The following is a 17,762-nucleotide window of genomic DNA, read 5'->3' as shown; positions in this document are numbered from 1 at the left end:
GATGCTCAGAGGGCGAGGCGCTCGCGGACCACGTCGACCAGACGATCGGCGTATGTCTGCACGGAGTCGGCATCGGCGGCCTCGACCATGACGCGGACGAGCGGCTCGGTGCCCGACTTGCGCAGCAGCACGCGTCCGGTGTCGCCGAGTTCGGCCTCGACGGCGCGCACAGCGTCCTGCACGACGGGATCGTCGCCGACCGCGTCCTTGTCGACATCGCGCACGTTGATGAGCACCTGCGGGTAGACCGTCATCACCGAGGCGAGCTCGGCGATCGTCTTGTTCGTGCGGGCCATCTCGGCCACGAGGTGCAGGCCCGTGAGCAGACCGTCGCCGGTGGTGGCGTACTCGCTCATGATCACGTGACCGGACTGCTCGCCGCCGAGCGCGTAGCCGCCCGCGTTCATGTCCTCGAGCACGTAGCGATCGCCCACGGCGGTCTGCCGCACGGTGATCCCGTGCTCGCGCATCGCGACGTGCAGACCGAGGTTACTCATGACGGTCGCGACGAGGGTGTCGTCGGTGAGGTGCCCGCGTTCCTTCATCGAGACCGCGAGGATCGCCATGATCTGGTCGCCGTCGATGATGTTGCCCTGCGCGTCGACCGCGAGACAGCGATCCGCGTCGCCGTCGTGCGCGATGCCGATGTCGGCACCGAGACGCACGACCGCCTCGGCCAGGTTCTCGAGGTGCGTCGAACCGACGCCGTCGTTGATGTTCCAGCCGTCGGGGTCGGCGCCGATCACTGTCACGTCGGCTCCCGCATCGCGGAAGGTCTCGGGGGACACACCGGATGCCGCGCCGTGTGCGCAGTCGAGAACGACCTTGATGCCGTTCAGACGGTTCGGCAGCGACCCGAGCAGATGCACGACGTAGCGGTCCTCCGCGTCCGAGAAGCGGATGATCCTGCCCACTCCCGCACCGGTCGGGCGCAGCTTCTCCCCCGCCATGGCGGCTTCGATGCGCTGTTCGACGATGTCGGGGAGCTTCACCCCGCCGCGCGCGAAGATCTTGATCCCGTTGTCGGGCGCCGCGTTGTGCGACGCCGAGATCATGACGCCGAAATCAGCGTCGCGGTCGGCGACGAGGAAGGCGAGTGCCGGCGTCGGGATGACCCCGGCCTCGAGCACGTCGACCCCCGAGGAGGCGAGTCCTGCCGAGACCGCGGCGGTGAGGAAGTGTCCGGAGACGCGGGGGTCTCGTGCCACGACTGCGGTGAGTCGCTTGCCTTCGGCTTTGCGAGCCTCCGCAGTACGGCCCTGGCCCAGGACGACAGCAGTCGCCTGGGCCAGGGTGAGCGCCAGGTCGGCGGTGAGGATGCCATTGGCAAGCCCTCGCACACCGTCCGTGCCAAAGATCGGCATCGGAGCAGTGGACCTTAACGCTTGGAGTACTGAGGCGCCTTGCGGGCCTTCTTGAGTCCAGCCTTCTTGCGCTCCTTGACGCGAGCGTCACGGGAGAGGAAGCCGGCCTTCTTCAGGGTCGCGCGGTTGTTCTCCTCGTCGATGCCGTTGAGCGAACGAGCGATACCGAGACGCAGGGCGCCGGCCTGGCCCGAGGGGCCACCGCCGGAGATGCGCGCGATCACGTCATAGCCGCCCGCGAGATTGAGGATCGTGAACGGGTCGTTGATCAGCTGCTGGTGCAGCTTGTTCGGGAAGTAGTCCTCGAGCGTGCGGCCGTTGACCGTGATCGTTCCCGAGCCGGGGACGAGACGCACGCGGGCGATGGCCTGCTTGCGACGGCCGACAGCGGCACCCGGGACGCTCAGCACGGGGCGGGGAGCCGCCTCGACTGCTTCGGTCTCGGGAGTCGACGTCGAGAAGTTCTGGAGGTTTTCGGTGGTGTCCTGGATGTCAGCCACGAGTATGTCCTTTAAGTCTTACGGCGCTTACTGGGCGACCTGGTCGAGGGTGTACGTCTGCGGCTGCTGCGCGGCGTGCGGGTGCTCGGCACCGACGTACACCTTGAGCTTCGACAGCTGCTGACGGCCCAGGCTGTTCTTGGGGAGCATGCCACGGATGGCCTTCTCCACAGCGCGGACAGGGTTCTTCTCGAGAAGCTCGGCGTAGGTGACCGACTTCAGTCCGCCCGGGTAGCCCGAGTGGCGGTAGGCCAGCTTCTTCTGGAGCTTCTGACCCGTGAGCGCGACCTTGTCGGCGTTCACGATGATGACGAAGTCACCCGAGTCGATGTGGTTGGCGAAGGTGGGCTTGTGCTTGCCACGCAGGAGCGTAGCTGCGTGCGAGGCCAGGCGGCCGAGAACGACGTCAGTGGCGTCGATGACGACCCAGTCACGCTGGACCTCGCCGGCCTTCGGGGTGTAAGTGCGCGTCACGATAGTGCTGCTTTCTTGTTCGAACGGAGAAGTTCGTGAATCCCACTCCGGGGTGGTTCTTCCCGAGAGGGAGGAACACGCCAGTGGAGGGCTCACGTTCGTGGGACTCGGCAGTCGAGTACCAAAGAGACAGCTTACGTCATTCGGGGCTGTAATCCCAAACCGGACGGATGCCCCTCAATCGAAACGCGTCGTCACCAGGATCGGGCGATGGTCACTGAGTCCCTGCGGCAGGGTGGTGACCCGCTGGATCTCGAATCCGACCGAGGTCGCGAAGTCGTAGTGCCCCCGGAAGACCCGGTAGCGCGTGTAGGTGTGGTCATCGCTCATGGTGAGGGCGTAGCCGTGCTCGCGGACCGTCTTGCCGAGGTTCTCCTTGAAGACGGGGTAGTTGTAGTCGCCCACCATCAACTGCGGGAGTCCCTCGCCGAGTGTCGCGAGCTCCGTGAGCGCGGCGCGGATCTGATGCCGGCGCAGCGAGTTGAGTGCCGTCAGCGGCGCGGCGTGGAACGACGCGGCGATGAAGTCGCGGCCCGTGTCGATGTCGCGCAGACGCGCGCCCAGCACGCGCTCGTGCGCCGGCTTGGCGATGCGATCGTGCAGCGACTTCTTGAGCTCGATCGTGCGGACGCTCTGCAGGTGGAACTCGCTCTCCCGATAGAACAGGGCGAGCCCGAGTCGGTTCCCCTGGGTCGCGTCGGCGAGAGCGAGGTCGCCGATGCGATCGGGCAGGTCGACGACGTCGCACTCCTGCAGACACAGGATGTCGGGGTCGTGCGCCGCCGCGAGAGCCACGAGCTCTCCCGCGGCACGGTGCTTCTGCAGGTTGTACGAGATGACCTTCATCACGTCTCACGCTAGTGCGTGCTCCTTGGATTCCGGTGTCAATCACCCGTCGTCTCGGTGAACGGGCGTCGTCTCGCTCAGCGGCGCAGGACGCGCTGCGCGAGCCCGTTGCCGATGAACTGGCCGATCTGCACGATCACCACGATGATCGCCACGGTCACCCAGGTGGCCTCCTGGTTGAACTGCTGGTAGCCGTAGATGATCGCGAAGTTGCCGAGGCCTCCCCCGCCGATGTAGCCCGCCATAGCCGACATGTCGACGACGGCGATGAACATGAACGTGTACCCGAGGATCAGCGGAGCCAGCGCCTCGGGGATCACGAGCCCGAACAGGATGGCGAACCGCTTCGCGCCGATCGCGAGGGCCGCTTCGACGATGCCCGGATCCACGGCGACGAGATTCTGCTCGACGACCCGGCCGATGACGACGGCGGCCATGATCGTCATCGGGACGATGGCGGCCTCGGTTCCGAGCGTCGTGCCCGCGACCGCCTTCGTCACGGGGCCGACCGCTGTGAGGAAGATGATGAACGGGATGGGCCGGATCACGTTGATGAGGAGGTTCAGCACGCCGAACACGACCCGGTTCGCGAAGAGATTCCCCGGACGCGTGGCATACAGCACCGCGCCGATGAGGAGGCCGGCTGCGCCGCCGATCACCAGCGTGACGGCGACCATGTAGACGGTCTCCTGGATGGACTGCAGGAGCACCGGAGTCAGGCTCCCCCAGTCGGTCGCGGTGCGGACGGCGCTCATGAGGACACCTCTTCTCCGCGGGCGGGCGTCTCCTGAGCCGGCGGCGCATCGGGCGCTCGCAGCAGCTGCGCTCTCGTCCGTGTCGAGAGCTCGGCGACGACGGCGTCCAGCACCCCCTCGTCGGCGTGCACCCGATACGTGAGCGTGCCGAGCTGGCGGCCACGGATGTCCGTGACCCCGCCGAACACGACGGTGTGACGCACCCCGTGCTTCTCGAACACCTCGGCGGCGTTCTCGCTCGTGAACTCGTTGACGTCGGCGCTGATCAGCGTGCCTCCGCCGAGCAGGAGCGCCTCGAGGGTCTCCCCCGTCGGCACTCCCTGCGTGACCGCCGAGACGAACCGCTCGGTGAGCGCGGCACGGGGATGCGCGAACACCCGATAGGTGTCGCCGCTGTCGACGACCCTGCCGCCGTCCATCACGATCACCTGATCGCACAGTTCGTGCACGACCGAGATCTGGTGCGTGATCACGACGATCGTGATCCCCAGTGTGCGGTTGATCTCCTTGAGGAGTGCGAGCACCTCGCCCGTCGTCTGAGGATCGAGGGCACTCGTCGCCTCATCGGCGAGCAGGAGCTCGGGGTTCGCGGCGATCGCGCGCGCGATGCCGACGCGCTGCTTCTGGCCGCCCGACAGCGCACGCGGGAAGCTGTTCGCCTTGTCGCCGATGCCGACGAAGTCGAGCAGCTCGGCGACGCGGGGAGCGATGTCCTGCTTCTTCCACCCCGCCACCTTGAGCGGGTAGGCGACGTTGCCGCGCACCGTGCGCGAGGTGAAGAGGTTGAACTGCTGGAAGATCATCCCGATGCGGCCCCGGAGGCCGCGCAGCTGGGTCGCGGATGCGGAGCCGACATCGACGCCGAGAACCTCCACGACGCCGGCGGTCGGCTTCTCGAGCCCGTTCACGAGTCGGACGAGCGTGGACTTGCCCGCTCCGGAGTATCCGATCACGCCCACGATCGAGCCGCGTTCGACCGCGAGGTCCACATCGTCGAGCGCCGAGACGGCGGACCCGCGCCGCGTGGCGGGGAACCCCTTGGACACCCCGTCGAAGCTGATCACCGTCACGGGTCCGCCGTCTCTCTCGGTCACTGGGTCGCGCGCAGCTGGTCTTCGAGGTCGGCGAGCTCCGCCTGGAGGTCTTCCGCACTCCAGTCGGCCTTGAACTGCAGGTTGCCCTGATTGAGCTCGGTCACCGAGGCCTCGACCTCGGTGCTGTGATACGCCTCGAGCAGCGCGGCCCACCGGGGGTCGTCCTTCTGGTCCTCGCGCACGACGAAAGCGTTGATGTACGGGGCGAGCTCGGGGTCGTCGAGGTCTTCCTTGAAGATGATCAGGTCGTCGCCGAGGCCGCCCTTCTGCGCCTGCGTGTTGTTGACGATCGCGGCCTGTGCGCTGCCGTCCTTGAGCGCCGTGACGGTCTGGTTGGCGTCGACGGGAAGCACCTCGACGCTGCTCGAGACGATGTCGTCGGGCGTGGAGAGGCTGCTGCCGCCGTCCTTCAGCTCGACGAGACCCGCACGCTGCAGGTTGAGGAGTGCACGGGCCAGGTTCGTCGGGTTGTTCGGCACGGCGACGGTCGCGCCCTCGGGGAGGTCCTCGACGGCGGTGTACTCCTCGGAGTAGATCGCGAGCGGGTACACGGCGGTGGCGCCGACCGGCACCAGCGTTCCTCCGTTGTTGACGTTGAACTGCGAGAGGAAGATCAGGTGCTGGAACAGGTTCACATCCAACTCGCCGTCCTGAACGCCCTGGTTCAGCTGGACGCCGTCGTTGATGGTGCGGACCTCGAGCTCGATGCCCTCCTCCGCCAGCTTGTCCTTCAGGATCGCCCAGTGCGCCTCGGTGCCGTCATCGGCCCCGATCACGATCGTGCTGTTCTCGGAGTCGTCGGCGGTGCCGCCGGCCGCCGACTCCGTCGCACCCGAGCACGCTGCCATCGACAGCGTCAGGGCGCCGGCGGCGAGCGCGCCGAGTACGGACAGGAGCTTCTTCTTCGCACGGGATTCATTCACAAGACGAGAGTGAAGCACGCTCGACGCTCGCGATCCGTCCCCGCGGTAACCGCGCGTAATCGAGGACTTCCTGCGTAACGCGAAGCCTCATCGAGGCGCGCCGATCACTATCGTGTGCGGGTGACACGTACCGTGATGGAGGACGAGACGCTCGAGTTCGTCCGCGCTCTGATCCGCATCGACAGCGTCAACACGGGGAATCCGGAGACCGTCGGCGACGGGGAGACCCGGGCCGCGCGGCTCGTGCAGGAGCGGCTGGAGGATGCCGGCATCCCGACGACGTTCCTGGAACCCGTCCCGGGGCGCGGCAGCGTGATCGCTCGCCTACCGGGCACCGACCCCACGGCCGGTGCGCTCATCGTGCATGCGCACCTCGACGTGGTGCCCGTCGACTCGGGCGATTGGACTCATCCGCCGTTCGGTGCGGAGATCGACGACGGCCTGCTGTACGGCCGAGGCGCCGTCGACATGAAGGACTTCGCCGGCGTCATCCTGGCCGTCGCGCGCGAGTTCGCGAGGTCGGGCACTCGACCGCGACGCGACCTGATCTTCGCCTTCCTCGCCGACGAGGAGGCCGGTGGCCGATGGGGTGCCTCCTGGATCGTCGACAACCGCCCCGACCTCCTGGCCGGTGCGACCGAGGCGCTCAGCGAGGTCGGCGGCTTCTCGGTCCCGCTCGCAGAGGGCCGCCGGGCCTATCTCCTGGCCACGGCGGAGAAGGGTGTCGGCGGCGCGGTCCTGACAGCGCGCGGTGCGGCGGGCCATGCCTCGCGCCCGAGACCGGACGACCCCGTGGTCCGGCTGGCATCGGCTGTCGCGCGGATCGGCGAGCACCGTTTCCCCGTGGTCCGGACCCCGGCTCTCGAACGATTCCTCGAGGTGTTCGGCACCGAGCGCGGTGTCGCCTTCGCGGACGAGGATCTGGATGCGCAGCTCGACGGTCTCGGCTTCGTCGGGCGCGTCATCGCGGCATCCGCGCGTCAGACCGTCGCCCCGACAGTCCTCCGGGCCGGAGACAAGAGCAACATCATTCCTGCCAGCGCCCGGGCGTCGCTCGATCTCCGAGCGCTGCCCGATCGTGAGCACGAGCTCCGGGAAGAGGTCGCACGCCTCGCCGGCGACGACGTCGAAGTGAGCTGGACGGCCTCCCTCTCGCCGATCGCCTCCCCCCTCGACACTCCTTTCCAGAGCGTGATCTCGGCCGCGGTCACCGCCGAGGACCCCGACGGCGTCGTCGTGCCGTACCTGCTGCCGGCATCCACGGACAACAAGCACTTCGCGCGGCTCGGCGTCTCCGGATACGGGTTCGTCCCGCTGCGGGTGCCGGAGGACTTCGACGTCTACGGACAGTTCCATGCGGCCGACGAGTGCGTGCCCGTCGAGAGCCTGTTCTTCAGCGCCCGCACCACCGCGAGGATCCTCCGCGACGCCTGAGCACACGGGCGTCTGAATGTGAGGCTCCTCCGCCGAGGAGCCGGCTCACTCGTCGTAGCCCCAACGGAGCCCCAGGATGCCGGGGCCGAAACCGTGCCGCGCGAGATGCACCGCCCCGTGGCGAACCGTTCGCAACGACGACACGTACTCGTCCTCGGTCTCGAGGTACTCCTCGCACCAGCTCGGCGGGGCGTCGGGGTGGAAGCGAACCCAGATCAGGCTCTCCCTGGCGGGCCGCGACGTGGCATGCCACGCGGATTGGCGCGGCGGATAGCCGGGCGGAAAGGTCTCGGTGAACTCGAACAGCGTCGTGCTCCCCGCGACGATCGGCTCGTCGAGCGCGATCACGACCCCCGACAGCAGCCGGCCGGGATGCAGGTACTCGCGATCGATCCGTCCGCCCACGACATCCGAGATCACCGACATCGTCTCGGTCTCGACCGGCGCCACGTCGATGAGCGGAATCTCCGTGATCGTGCCCTTCGTCGCCTGCACGAGCGAGCGCATCACGATCTTCTCGACCGCTCCGCTGCGGCCGACGAAGACCGTCATGTGCGTCGAGAGGTCGCGAAGGGCATCCTGCGGCGCCGCGCGCAACGCCTCGAGTGTCTCCTCGGTCTCGCGCTGCTCGCGCTCTTCGTCGAAGGGCAACCGCGGCGGCGCCACGGTTCCGAGTCGAGTCGACGGAAGGAGGAGCGTGCTCAGATGGCCGCGATCCAGGCCGAGCCTGTCTTCGAGTCCCTCCACGACGCTGAGCGACTGCGCGCCCTCCGGCTGACGATCCCCAGATCGCCAGTAGCTCAGGGTGGCCATCGAGATCGGGTTGCCGTCGTCCTTCAGCTGGCTCTGCAGCCGCGCGAGCGTGATCCCCCGCTCCGAGATCGCGGCGCGGAGCGCGCCCGCGAAAGATGAGCCGTCACCTCGCCCGTGATCCGTCACCGTGCCCCCGCCGTCGTGTGAACCCGTCTTCGTAGATTCAGCATACGGATCGGCAGCCCCGCCCCTCATCTGCAGCATGCCGCCTCCGCCACCGCGGAGAGCGGGATCGCGCAGACTCGGCGTCAGCGCAGCCGAGTCACGCGGTCGTGTCGTCGCGCCTGGCTCGTGTCTGCTCCGCGCGCGTGGCGAGCAGCTCGTCGGCCGGGTACCCCACCTCGGTGAGCGTGAGCCCGCGCGCGGCGAGCACCTTGAACTCGCTCGTCCTCGTCAGCGCATCACGCAGCACCACCAGGTCGTCGACGTCGAGTCGCCCCTCCCCGACGGCGGCGCATGCTCCGACCAGAGCGCGCACCATGCTGTGGCAGAACGCGTCGGCCTTCACCTCCGCGACCAAGACCCCCTCGGCGTCGCGGGTCCAGCGGTAGTCGAGCAGGGTGCGGATCGTCGTGGCCTCGTCTCGCGGCTTGCAGTACGCCGCGAAATCGTGGAGACCGATCAGCGTCCGGGCGGCGGCGTCCATCGCGTGCTCGTCGAGCACCCCGCGATGCGTCGTCGTGTCGTGGCGGCGCACGGGGTCGTACCCCGACGACTCGTCCGCCAGGCGGTAGCGGTACCGGCGCCACACCGCGGAGAAGCGCGCATCGAACCCGTCCGGTGCGATCGAGGAGCGGGTGACGGTCGCGTCGGGGTAGGCGCCGAGCACTCCGCGCATGCGTCGGGCGATGGACGCGGCGGGGTCCTGCGGGGCCCGGCCGTTGCGCGATTCGATCCGCGCCCACTGCTCGTCGTCGAGGTCGACGTGCGCGACCTGGCCCGCGGCGTGCACCCCCGCATCGGTGCGCCCGGCGACGACGAACTGCGCCGGCGAGCCGACGATGCGGGCGAGCGCGTCTTCGAGCGTCCCCTGCACCGTGCGGAGGGTGGGCTGCTTGGCCCACCCTCGGAAGTGGGTGCCGTCGTAGGCGATGTCGAGCCGGATGCGCACGGATAAAGCCTAGGGCGTCCCCGCGCGCACCCCGATCCCGCTCAGATGCCGCCGTCGATCGAGCGGATGACGTCGCCCGGCTCGTCTGGGACCATGACCTGGGTGTCGCGATTGAGGCTCTCGCCGCGGAAGAACCGCTTCGACCGCGGGAACAGGTACCAGAGGAACATGAGCACGAGACCGAAGGCGAGCGACCCGATGCCGATCACGAACGTGCCGCCGATGCCGAACAGCACGGTGTAGCCGTAGTCCACGTCCCACATGTCGATCGCCGACTGCACGAAGGCGCCGGTGAGCATGAGGCCGCCGAGCAGCGGGAAGAGACCCTTGAAGAAGAAGTCCCGCGCTGAGGTGGTGAGGTCCTTGCGGAAGTACCAGACGCACGCGAAGCCCGTGATCGCGTAGTAGAAGGCGATGGCGAGGCCGAGCGACAGGATCGAGTCCTGCAGGATGTTGTCACTGATCAGGGTCATGCCGACGTAGTACGCCGAGGCGACGACACCCATGACGATCGTCGAGAACGACGGCGTCTTGTACCTCGGGTGCACGTCCTTGAACTTCGCGGGCAGAGCGCGGTACACGCCCATCGCGAGCGTGCCGCGTGCGGTCGGGAGGATCGTGGTCTGCGTCGAGGAGATCGCCGAGATGATCACGGCGACCACCAGCACCCAGCCGAAGGGGCCGAGCAGCCCGTCCTTGATGGCGAGGAAGAAGTCGTCGGCGTTGGCCTCGTTGCCGAGTCCGGTGCCGGTGTCGCCGAGTCCGGCGTACATCATGGCTGCGATGGTGACGCCCACGTAGGTGAACAGCAGGATGACGGTGGTCAGCAGCGCGGCGCGACCCGGGATCTTCTTGGGGTCCTTGGTCTCCTCGTTCAGGGCGAGACACGTGTCCCAGCCCCAGTAGATGAAGAGGGCGAGCAGGATCGACTCCGTGAAGCCGGACCAGGAGGTGAAGCCGAACGGGTTGAGCCACTCCATGTCGAAGGGCGTCGGGTTGGGCGCGGTGCCTGCGAAGAACTGCCAGAGGGCGGCCACCACGAAGATCGCCAGCGCGAGGTACTGGATGCCGAGGAGGACGTTCTGGATGCGTTCGCCGATCTCGACACCGCGCCAGCTCACCCACGTCATCGCCGCGATGAAGAGCACGGCCACCAGGATGATCCGCCAGTCGTTGTTCTCGAGATCGAATCCGATCAGCGACCAGAAGTAGACGGAGGCGATCTGGGCCAGGTTGGCGAGCACGACCATTCCGGCGACGGCGACGCCCCACCCGCCCATCCAACCGACCCAGGGACCGAAGGCCTTGGTGCCCCAGGTGAAGGTGGTGCCGCAGTCGGGAACCGCGTTGTTCAGCTCACGGTAGGCGAAGGCGATCAGCAGCATCGGCACGAAGGCGATGATGAAGGCGATCGGCGCCTGCGCGCCGACGGCGAGCACCACGAACCCGAGGGTCGCGACCAGCGAGTACACGGGCGCTGTGGACGCGAGCCCGATGACCGTGGACCCCCACAGCCCCAGCGAACCGCTTGCGAGCCCCTTGCCGTCGGGGCGTTCCAGATGGATCGGCGTCGTAGCTGACATGTTCAGAACATAGAGCTACTGCGGTTATCGCGTCAATCGTTTTCTTTCAGCAACGGAATCCGTGGAGACAGCCCCATCTCCACGACGGATTTCGTTGCGCTCAATCTCGGCCGATCATCCCGTCAGCGTGATCGGCGACCCACTCGACGAGTGGCAGCATCCGGTCCATGAGATCGCGTCCGAGCGGGGTCAGGCTGTATTCGACATGCGGGGGCACAGACGGGAACGACTGCCTGTGCACGAGACCGTCGTCGGCGAGGGTGCGCAGCGTCGACGCCAGCATCTTCTCGCTGATGCCGCCGACCTCGCGACGCAGTTCGCCCCAGCGTCGGGTGCCGTCCGAGAGCGAGGACAGGACGAGAACTCCCCATTTGCTCATGACATGGTCGAGGACCACTCTGGTGCTGCATCCGGGCTCGAAGACCTGCGGCGTGGACTCCCGGATCTTTGCATAACTAACCGTCATGTAGGTACCTTACTTCAAAGTGGGTACCAGCGGATCGGAATGTCCGTGAGCGTGCGAGCGGTTGTGGGTCATGTCACCTACGGAAAGGACACCCCATGACCATCCTCGTCACCGGCGCCACCGGCCAGCTCGGACGCCTCGTCATCGCCAGCCTCCTCGAGCGCGGCGCAGACCCGCAGTCCGTCGTCGCCGGAGTCCGCGACGTCGCCAAGGCGCAGGACCTCGGAGTGCCGACTGCCCGCGTGGACTACGCCGACCCCGCCTCGATCGCCGCCGCGCTGGAGGGCGTCGACTCGGTGCTGCTGATCTCCGGTTCGGAGGTCGGGCAGCGGATCGCGCAGCATCAGGCCGTGATCGACGCCGCGAAGGCCGCGGGAGTGTCGAAGTTCGTCTACACGAGCGCTCCGAAGGCGACCACGAGCGACCTCGTCCTCGCGCCCGAGCACAAGGCCACCGAAGAGGCCATCGTCGCGTCCGGCCTGCCCGCGGTGATCCTCCGCAACAACTGGTACACCGAGAACTACGCCGCAGATCTCGCCCGCGGCGCCGAGACCGGCGTGCTCGCATCCGGCGCCGGCGACGGACGCGTGGCCTCCGCGAGCCGCAAGGACTTCGCCGAGGCCGCCGCGGTCGTTCTCCTCGATGACGGGCACATCGGCGAGGTCTACGAGCTGGGCGGCGACGTCGCGTGGAACTACGGCGAGCTGGCCACGGCGATCGGCGAGGTCGTGGGCCGCGAGATCGAGTACCACGCCCTCACGGCCGACGAGCAGCTGGCTGCGCTCCGGGCGGCGGGACTCGACGAGGGAACGGCCGGATTCGTCGTCGCCCTGGATGCCGGGATCGCCGGCGGGGCACTCGCCGACACCGACGGGACGCTCTCGCGCCTGATCGGCCGCCCCACCACCCCGCTCGTCGAGGGACTCCGCGCGATCGCCTGATCACCGGGGACATCCTCGAGAGGCGCCGGATCCCCCAGGGGTCCGGCGCCTCTCTCAGCGGGCTCTCACGAGACGACTCAGGAGGTCTCGCGGGGATGCACGTAGGCGATCGTGAGCCCGATCCGCGTCGCGGTCAGCCCCAGATCGGCGAGCGCGTCGCCGATCGACGAGCGCACCAGCCGCAGGGTGTCGATCGCCGGCGAGGTGTAGTCGATGCCGAGAGCCCCGTCGACGGTCGCCCCCTCTCCCGCCACGGTGACCGCGACGAGGGGTTCGGTCGGTGAGACGATCCCCACAGCCGCCGCGCTCGCACCGACGAGATTGGTGATCAGCGATCCGGGTCGATAGAGGCTGCGCACACCCTGGGTCCGCAGAATCGCCTCTTCGATCCTCCGGGCGACATCGCCGCGGTCCGTGTTCATCGTGTCCCCTTCGCCCAGGTGTCGATCTGCTGGATGTCGCTGACGGTGATGTCGATCGACACGACATTCAGCTCGGTGTGGTGACGCAGCCGTTCCGCGATCTCGGTTCGCAGTCGCGCCACCGCATCGGGGATCCGCGCGCCATAGAACGCGCTCGCCTCGACCTCGAGACGGATCGGCGATCCGACCACCGACGCATCGCCCCGCAGATGCGTGGATCCGACGAGCAGCCCGTCGACGGCGTTCTCCGCGGAGCGGACGAGGCCTCTCACCGCGCCTTCAGTGATCGCGAAGTCCGCGCCGTCGGCATCCGCAGCGAACGGGATGCGTCGCCCTGCTCGCGCATCCAACGCGATGCCGTCGAGGATGCGGTCGACCCAGCTCTCCTCGACCTCGGGCATCGCGGCCGCGTCGGCATCGATCAGCTGGCCGCCCAGTCCACGCAGCCGCTGCAGTGCGTCGAGAGCGAGCTGGCAGCCCGCCGAGCCCTCGATCGACGGGTCACGGGGCTGTCTCCCCGCCTCGAGGTAGTCCGTCAGTTCGTCGAGCGTGTGCCCGTCGAGGTCGTCGGGCTCGAGCCCGAGAAGGTGAAGATCACCGGGTCCCTGTCCGTCTGTCATCGCCAGGCCTCCATTCGGACGATCATGTACTTTCTCGCACGGGCGAGAAGTCCTCGCGCCGTCGATACCGAGATGTCGAGTTCCTGGGCGATCTCATCGTACGAGTACCCGCCCATCTCGCGGAGCACCCAGCATTCTCGCTGTGACGCGGGCAGCTCCTGCAAAGCGACGCCGAGGGCTTCGAGACCGGCCCTGGCCTCCACGACCCTGTCGGGTGAGGACCGGAGCGGCGCGGACTGCTCGACGTCGTCGACGTCGACGGTCGGGCGCAGGGCTCGGATGCGGTCGACCGCCTTGCGGCTGACGATCCGCATGAGCCAGCTCTTGACCTTGGCCGGATCGTCGAGATCCGAGAAACGCTGCCAGGCCGTGACGAAGCTCTCCTGCACGATGTCGTCGACCTCCGACGACGCGTTCAGCATGCGCTGCGTGTACGCGCGCATCATCGGCGTGTACCGGCGGACGAGCACGGCGAAAGCCGCGACATCGCCGTCCATGGCCCGACCGGCGACGATCCGGTCATCGGCCTGCTCGAGAGCGCTGCGGTAGCGTTCCCCACCCATGCGGCCACCCCTTCGTTGTGTTCCTTCGAGAGAGATTCGGAGCCGACACGATTGCGGATCGGCTCCGGACGCCTCCCCCGCACGTCATTCCCGCAGGAAACACGTCGCGAGGGTAGGGGGTTGCGCTGAGGGCCGTCGTCCCCACGACGACCCCCAGCTCCGGCCTCGAGGCCGGTCCCCGTCGGTCCGCGAACGGCTGCACCGTCGTCCATCACCGCCGCCCGAGGCGCGAAGGCTCCGGGAACGGGGCGATTCCGGTGAGGGCCGGAACGACGGCCGCCATCGCGCGGATCACCGAGGTCTGGTGCGGACGACGGGACTCGGCCCGTCGCTGCCCGCCCCCGCCGGGAGCAGGACGAGAGCGTCGCGGAGCGTCGTCCGCCTGTCTTCATCGTGTGCTCCTTCGGTCGCGGATCCGCGAGTGGTGATCGCAGATCGCAGCGCAGCGTCACTCCTAAGACGGGTCTGGCGCGCACATCGTCACAGATTCGTCGGGGCGCACGACAGAGGCCGTTCCCGCACATGCGGGAACGGCCTCTGAAAACGCGCTGATCGGGTGCTGATCAGCGGGCGGTGCGAGCGAACGCGACGGTCGCCAGCGCCGCCGCCTGATCGCCGAGCACGGCGTCGTCGAACACCACTCGCGGCGAGTGATTCCACTCGACGGTCGCCAGGTCGGTGCCGGGCGGAGATGTCATGAGCGCGATGAACGTGCCCGGGACCTCGTCGAGCACGAACGCGAAGTCCTCGGACCCCATCATCGGCGACGGCATCGTCAGGACCCGGTTCCCACCGAAGACCCCCTGCAGGGCGGAGATCGTCTCGACCGTCTCGTGCGGATCGTTGACCGTCACCGGATACATCGTCTCGAAGCGCACGTCGGCGGTCAGTCCGTGCGCCGCGGCGACGCCCTCGATCACTCGCGGCAGTCCTTCCTGCAGTATCGCGAGCGACGACGCTGACATGTGGCGCACCGTCGCCGCCAGCTCGACCGACTCGGGGATCACATTGACCGCGCCCTCACCCGTCGACAGCCGGGTGACCGACAGCACGACAGGATCGAAGGCATCGAATCGCCGTGTCACGAAGCTCTGCAGCGCGAGCACCATCTCTGCGGCTGCGGGCACCGGATCGAGCGTCTGGTGCGGCTGCGAGCCGTGCCCGCCTCGTCCGCGCACCGTGACATGCAGCTGATTGGAGCCGGCGGCGACAGCTCCCCCGCGCGTCGCGAAGACACCGTGGGGCCCCGGAGCCACGTGGATGGCATACGCCGCGACAGGTCGATCGCCCGCGGCGCTCAGGAGTCCTTCGTCGAGCATGATCTTCGCGCCGCCGTGCCCCTCTTCGCCGGGCTGGAACATGAAGATCACCGACCCGTGCAGCTCCTGCCGCCGGGCGGAGAGGATCTTCGCCGCGCCGACGAGGCCGGCGGTGTGCAGGTCGTGACCGCACGCATGCATGGCGCCGTTGGTCGACGCGAAGTCGAGGCCGGTCGCCTCCTCGATCGGGAGCGCGTCCATGTCGCCGCGCAGCACCACCGTCGGCCCCGGCAGCCCGCCACGCAGCACGCCGATCACCGAGGTCGTACGGGTGCCCGTCGTGATCTCGAGCGGAAGGCCGGCGAGCGCGTCGAGGACCTTCTGCTGGGTGCGCGGAAGGTCGAGTCCCAGTTCCGGATCGCCGTGCAGGGCGCGACGGAGCGCGACGAGGTCGGGCAGGATCGCGGCGGCGTCCTCGGAGAAGTCAGGAATCGTCACGGGTCAGCCTTTCGTGAGGGAGGAGTCGGTCTTGCCGGGCATCCGCATGAACGCGAGTGCGAAGGCGGCGATGACGAACGCTCCGGCGCAGACGCTCCAGATCGTGATGTAACCGCCTATCGACGAGTGGAGCGCGCCGGAGGTGGTGAATCCGGCGAGCAGCACGGCGAACACGGCCCCGGCGGCGGAGCCGCCGAGCGTGCGCAGCGAGTTGTACACGCCTGCGGCGATGCCTGTCGAGTCGCTGGGAGCGAGTTCTGCGACCAGGGCAGGGAGCGCTCCGAGCAGGAAGCCCATGCCGATTCCGTTGATCGCGGAGATCATGAAGATCTGCCAGAGGTGGTCGTGGAAGGCGATCTGGATGAGAGAGCCCGATGCGGCGAAGACGGCGCCGCTCACCAGCACGGCACGGATGCCGATCCGGCGCGCGATGGGCGCGAACGTCGCTGCTCCGACCGTCGCGAGGATGGTGACCACGGCCGTGACCGCCGAGGCCGTCGCCGCGGTCGCCGCGAAGCCGTAGCCGGCGACGGCGGGGTCGGCGGTGAGGAACGTCGTCGATGGCGCCTGTGCGCCGAACATCACCATCCCGAAGAGGAACGCCGTGAGGTACACCGGGCCGAGTCGGGGAGACACGATCAGCCGCACATCGATCGCCGGTGCGTCCGTGCGCAGCTCCCACAGCACCCAGAGCACGAAGATCACCACGGCCGCGGCGAGCGTCGCGATGGTCGGCACGGAGGCGAAGCCCTCGCTCGACGCGAGGCGCAGCCCGAACAGCAGGACGACCATCGCGAGACCGATGCCGACGAATCCGAGCACGTCGATCTTCGCGCCCGTGCGCGAGGTCGATTCCGGAACCTTGAAGAAGACCGCGTACACGCTGACCGCCACGAACAGTACGGGCACGAGCAGCGTGAGGGTCAGGCTCGGGAGGATCGCCGAGAAGACCCCGGCGGAGATGGTGCCGAGGATCGCCCCACCGGTGAGGCACGACACGAGGAGGCCGATCGAGGTGCGCGCCGTCTCGCCCTTGATGCGGTTGTGTACGAGCGCGATCTCGAGAGGAAGCCAGACCGCGAGCGGCCCGACGAGGATGCGGGCGGCGAGGACGAGCGGGTAGCTGGGCAGGAAGGCCGTCACGAGGGTGCCGATGAGAACGGCGACGACCGCGATGCGGAGCATACGTCGGTGCCCGAAGATGTCGCCGAGCTTCGACAGGAGCGGCACGCATACCGCCGCGGCCAGCGTCTGGACCGTGAGGAACCAGGTGATGTCGGCGTCGGACACCCGGAGGTGGCCGGCGATCTCTCCGAGCAGCGGGGCGTAGAAGCCCTGCACGAACCCGCTGGCGAGTTCGCAGAAGACGAGGAATCCGACGACCGCGCGGGCGCTGACGCCCGGGATCGATCGAGTGAGGGGTGGTGTGTCAGTGGTCAATGTGGGCCTGTTCATCGGCGTCGGTCAGTCGACGCGGTGGGGTGCTGACGAGAGCGTCGATGATGTCGACGTAATGGCGCTGATCGATGTGTACGCGCTTCACGGACTGCCGGTACAGGGTGAGCCCGGCGATCGTGTCGAGGAGGATGTCGTGGTGGACGTCCTCGGGGAGTTCGCCTCGGGAGATCGCGCGATCGATGATCTCGATCCCCTGACGGCGACGGTGCTGGAAGAAGGTGTCCCACAGAGTGGGGAAGACATCGGGCTCGAACATGGCCCGCAGCCCGTGGCTCTGCTCCGGCGAGATCTCCTGGTTGCGCTGGTTCTGCAGCACATGCTCGAGGAGATCGGCGCGGATGCTCCCGCGATCGGGCATGTCCCCGACCTGGACCTGTGCGCGGAGCACGGCCGCGACGAGGGCGGCCTTGTCCGGGTATCGGCGGTAGATGGCCGTCTTGCCGCATCCGACGGCCTTGGCGACCTGCTCGACGCTGAGAGCCTGGTACCCGCGCTGCCCCAGCAGGTCTGCGGCGCTGGCCAGAATCCGGCGCGAGAGGTCTTCGTCGGTGGGACGGCCGGTCTTGTCGCTCGTTTCGGGTGCCATGGCCCAACGATACGATACGGAGTGTTTCGTAAGTGTTACGAGAAGGACACGA

The 17,762-nt window shown here is 68.1% G+C and carries 19 protein-coding genes; 2 read left to right on the top strand and 17 right to left on the bottom strand.

What is annotated here, in order from left to right:
* Window positions 1-5: 5 nt before the first annotated feature.
* From glmM to HWD99_RS02215, 7 genes are all read right to left on the bottom strand, one after another.
* Complete coding sequence (glmM, locus tag HWD99_RS02245) at window positions 6-1,364, bottom strand: phosphoglucosamine mutase (protein WP_241794607.1); 1,359 nt, start codon at window positions 1,362-1,364, stop codon at window positions 6-8.
* A gap of 14 nt (window positions 1,365-1,378) precedes the next feature.
* Window positions 1,379-1,864 carry a 30S ribosomal protein S9 gene (rpsI, locus tag HWD99_RS02240; protein WP_194764608.1) on the bottom strand — a complete coding sequence of 162 codons (486 nt, stop codon included), beginning with the start codon at window positions 1,862-1,864 and terminating at the stop codon, window positions 1,379-1,381.
* A gap of 27 nt (window positions 1,865-1,891) precedes the next feature.
* Complete coding sequence (rplM, locus tag HWD99_RS02235) at window positions 1,892-2,338, bottom strand: 50S ribosomal protein L13 (RefSeq protein ID WP_167946044.1); 447 nt, start codon at window positions 2,336-2,338, stop codon at window positions 1,892-1,894.
* A 177-nt stretch (window positions 2,339-2,515) separates the two neighbouring features.
* Window positions 2,516-3,184 (bottom strand): endonuclease/exonuclease/phosphatase family protein, encoded by a 669-nt coding sequence (locus tag HWD99_RS02230; RefSeq protein WP_241794606.1) that lies wholly within the window; start codon window positions 3,182-3,184, stop codon window positions 2,516-2,518.
* Window positions 3,185-3,261: 77 nt separating this feature from the next.
* The gene (locus tag HWD99_RS02225) at window positions 3,262-3,939 is read right to left on the bottom strand and encodes a methionine ABC transporter permease (protein WP_241794605.1); all 678 of its coding nucleotides are present in this window, start codon (window positions 3,937-3,939) and stop codon (window positions 3,262-3,264) included.
* Window positions 3,936-5,033 carry a methionine ABC transporter ATP-binding protein gene (locus HWD99_RS02220; protein ID WP_241794604.1) on the bottom strand — a complete coding sequence of 366 codons (1,098 nt, stop codon included), beginning with the start codon at window positions 5,031-5,033 and terminating at the stop codon, window positions 3,936-3,938. The genes HWD99_RS02225 and HWD99_RS02220 overlap by 4 nt, the downstream gene beginning before the upstream one ends.
* Window positions 5,030-5,956 carry a MetQ/NlpA family ABC transporter substrate-binding protein gene (locus HWD99_RS02215; RefSeq protein ID WP_241794603.1) on the bottom strand — a complete coding sequence of 309 codons (927 nt, stop codon included), beginning with the start codon at window positions 5,954-5,956 and terminating at the stop codon, window positions 5,030-5,032. The genes HWD99_RS02220 and HWD99_RS02215 overlap by 4 nt, the downstream gene beginning before the upstream one ends.
* Before the next feature lie 120 nt (window positions 5,957-6,076).
* Here HWD99_RS02215 and HWD99_RS02210 point away from each other — a divergent pair, with 120 nt between their 5' ends.
* Window positions 6,077-7,390, top strand: a complete 1,314-nt coding sequence (locus tag HWD99_RS02210) for a M20/M25/M40 family metallo-hydrolase (protein ID WP_241794602.1) — start codon at window positions 6,077-6,079, stop codon at window positions 7,388-7,390.
* A 45-nt stretch (window positions 7,391-7,435) separates the two neighbouring features.
* Here the strand turns inward: HWD99_RS02210 and HWD99_RS02205 are convergent, their stop codons facing one another.
* From HWD99_RS02205 to HWD99_RS02190, 4 genes are all read right to left on the bottom strand, one after another.
* Window positions 7,436-8,329, bottom strand: a complete 894-nt coding sequence (locus HWD99_RS02205) for a hypothetical protein (protein ID WP_241794601.1) — start codon at window positions 8,327-8,329, stop codon at window positions 7,436-7,438.
* Window positions 8,330-8,465: 136 nt separating this feature from the next.
* Complete coding sequence (truA, locus tag HWD99_RS02200; protein ID WP_241794600.1) at window positions 8,466-9,314, bottom strand: tRNA pseudouridine(38-40) synthase TruA; 849 nt, start codon at window positions 9,312-9,314, stop codon at window positions 8,466-8,468.
* Between the two features lie 41 nt (window positions 9,315-9,355).
* Entirely contained in the window at window positions 9,356-10,897 is a 1,542-nt protein-coding gene (locus HWD99_RS02195) for an APC family permease (RefSeq protein ID WP_241794599.1), read from the bottom strand.
* 100 nt (window positions 10,898-10,997) lie between these two features.
* On the bottom strand, window positions 10,998-11,363 hold the full coding sequence (locus HWD99_RS02190; RefSeq protein ID WP_241794598.1) for a helix-turn-helix domain-containing protein: 366 nt from the start codon (window positions 11,361-11,363) through the stop codon (window positions 10,998-11,000).
* 95 nt (window positions 11,364-11,458) lie between these two features.
* On the opposite strand from HWD99_RS02190, the gene HWD99_RS02185 reads away from it, so the two are divergent.
* The gene (locus tag HWD99_RS02185) at window positions 11,459-12,304 is read left to right on the top strand and encodes an SDR family oxidoreductase (protein ID WP_241794597.1); all 846 of its coding nucleotides are present in this window, start codon (window positions 11,459-11,461) and stop codon (window positions 12,302-12,304) included.
* A 77-nt stretch (window positions 12,305-12,381) separates the two neighbouring features.
* Here HWD99_RS02185 and HWD99_RS02180 read toward each other — a convergent pair whose 3' ends face one another.
* The 6 genes from HWD99_RS02180 to HWD99_RS02155 all read right to left on the bottom strand — a co-directional run bounded on the left by HWD99_RS02180 (window position 12,382) and on the right by HWD99_RS02155 (window position 17,710).
* Window positions 12,382-12,726 (bottom strand): hypothetical protein, encoded by a 345-nt coding sequence (locus HWD99_RS02180; RefSeq protein WP_241794596.1) that lies wholly within the window; start codon window positions 12,724-12,726, stop codon window positions 12,382-12,384.
* Window positions 12,723-13,346, bottom strand: a complete 624-nt coding sequence (locus tag HWD99_RS02175; protein WP_241794595.1) for an Asp23/Gls24 family envelope stress response protein — start codon at window positions 13,344-13,346, stop codon at window positions 12,723-12,725. The genes HWD99_RS02180 and HWD99_RS02175 overlap by 4 nt, the downstream gene beginning before the upstream one ends.
* On the bottom strand, window positions 13,343-13,909 hold the full coding sequence (locus tag HWD99_RS02170; protein WP_241794594.1) for an RNA polymerase sigma factor: 567 nt from the start codon (window positions 13,907-13,909) through the stop codon (window positions 13,343-13,345). The genes HWD99_RS02175 and HWD99_RS02170 overlap by 4 nt, the downstream gene beginning before the upstream one ends.
* A gap of 563 nt (window positions 13,910-14,472) precedes the next feature.
* Window positions 14,473-15,666, bottom strand: a complete 1,194-nt coding sequence (locus HWD99_RS02165; RefSeq protein WP_241794593.1) for a M20 family metallopeptidase — start codon at window positions 15,664-15,666, stop codon at window positions 14,473-14,475.
* 3 nt (window positions 15,667-15,669) lie between these two features.
* Window positions 15,670-17,106, bottom strand: coding sequence for an MFS transporter (locus HWD99_RS02160; protein WP_241794592.1), 1,437 nt, complete (start codon window positions 17,104-17,106; stop codon window positions 15,670-15,672).
* Window positions 17,096-17,710 carry a TetR/AcrR family transcriptional regulator gene (locus tag HWD99_RS02155; protein WP_241794591.1) on the bottom strand — a complete coding sequence of 205 codons (615 nt, stop codon included), beginning with the start codon at window positions 17,708-17,710 and terminating at the stop codon, window positions 17,096-17,098. The genes HWD99_RS02160 and HWD99_RS02155 overlap by 11 nt, the downstream gene beginning before the upstream one ends.
* Between the last annotated feature and the right edge of the window lie 52 nt (window positions 17,711-17,762).

Origin of the sequence: Microbacterium sp. C5A9 (assembly GCF_022627955.1) — a bacterium.
In the GTDB taxonomy this organism is placed as follows: domain Bacteria; phylum Actinomycetota; class Actinomycetes; order Actinomycetales; family Microbacteriaceae; genus Microbacterium.
The sequence above is the reverse complement of the archived record's forward strand: the minus strand, read 5'-3'. Positions and strand labels throughout refer to the sequence as shown.

What these genes read in the sequence shown, in the direction of transcription:
- HWD99_RS02175 (WP_241794595.1), bottom strand. Translation starts at nt 13,346, where the DNA reads ATGACAGACGGACAGGGACCCGGTGATCTTCACCTTCTCGGGCTCGAG.
- glmM (WP_241794607.1), bottom strand. Translation starts at nt 1,364, where the DNA reads ATGCCGATCTTTGGCACGGACGGTGTGCGAGGGCTTGCCAATGGCATC.
- HWD99_RS02195 (WP_241794599.1), bottom strand. Translation starts at nt 10,897, where the DNA reads ATGTCAGCTACGACGCCGATCCATCTGGAACGCCCCGACGGCAAGGGG.
- HWD99_RS02155 (WP_241794591.1), bottom strand. Translation starts at nt 17,710, where the DNA reads ATGGCACCCGAAACGAGCGACAAGACCGGCCGTCCCACCGACGAAGAC.
- HWD99_RS02170 (WP_241794594.1), bottom strand. Translation starts at nt 13,909, where the DNA reads ATGGGTGGGGAACGCTACCGCAGCGCTCTCGAGCAGGCCGATGACCGG.
- HWD99_RS02180 (WP_241794596.1), bottom strand. Translation starts at nt 12,726, where the DNA reads ATGAACACGGACCGCGGCGATGTCGCCCGGAGGATCGAAGAGGCGATT.
- HWD99_RS02225 (WP_241794605.1), bottom strand. Translation starts at nt 3,939, where the DNA reads ATGAGCGCCGTCCGCACCGCGACCGACTGGGGGAGCCTGACTCCGGTG.
- HWD99_RS02185 (WP_241794597.1), top strand. Translation starts at nt 11,459, where the DNA reads ATGACCATCCTCGTCACCGGCGCCACCGGCCAGCTCGGACGCCTCGTC.
- HWD99_RS02190 (WP_241794598.1), bottom strand. Translation starts at nt 11,363, where the DNA reads ATGACGGTTAGTTATGCAAAGATCCGGGAGTCCACGCCGCAGGTCTTC.
- HWD99_RS02230 (WP_241794606.1), bottom strand. Translation starts at nt 3,184, where the DNA reads ATGAAGGTCATCTCGTACAACCTGCAGAAGCACCGTGCCGCGGGAGAG.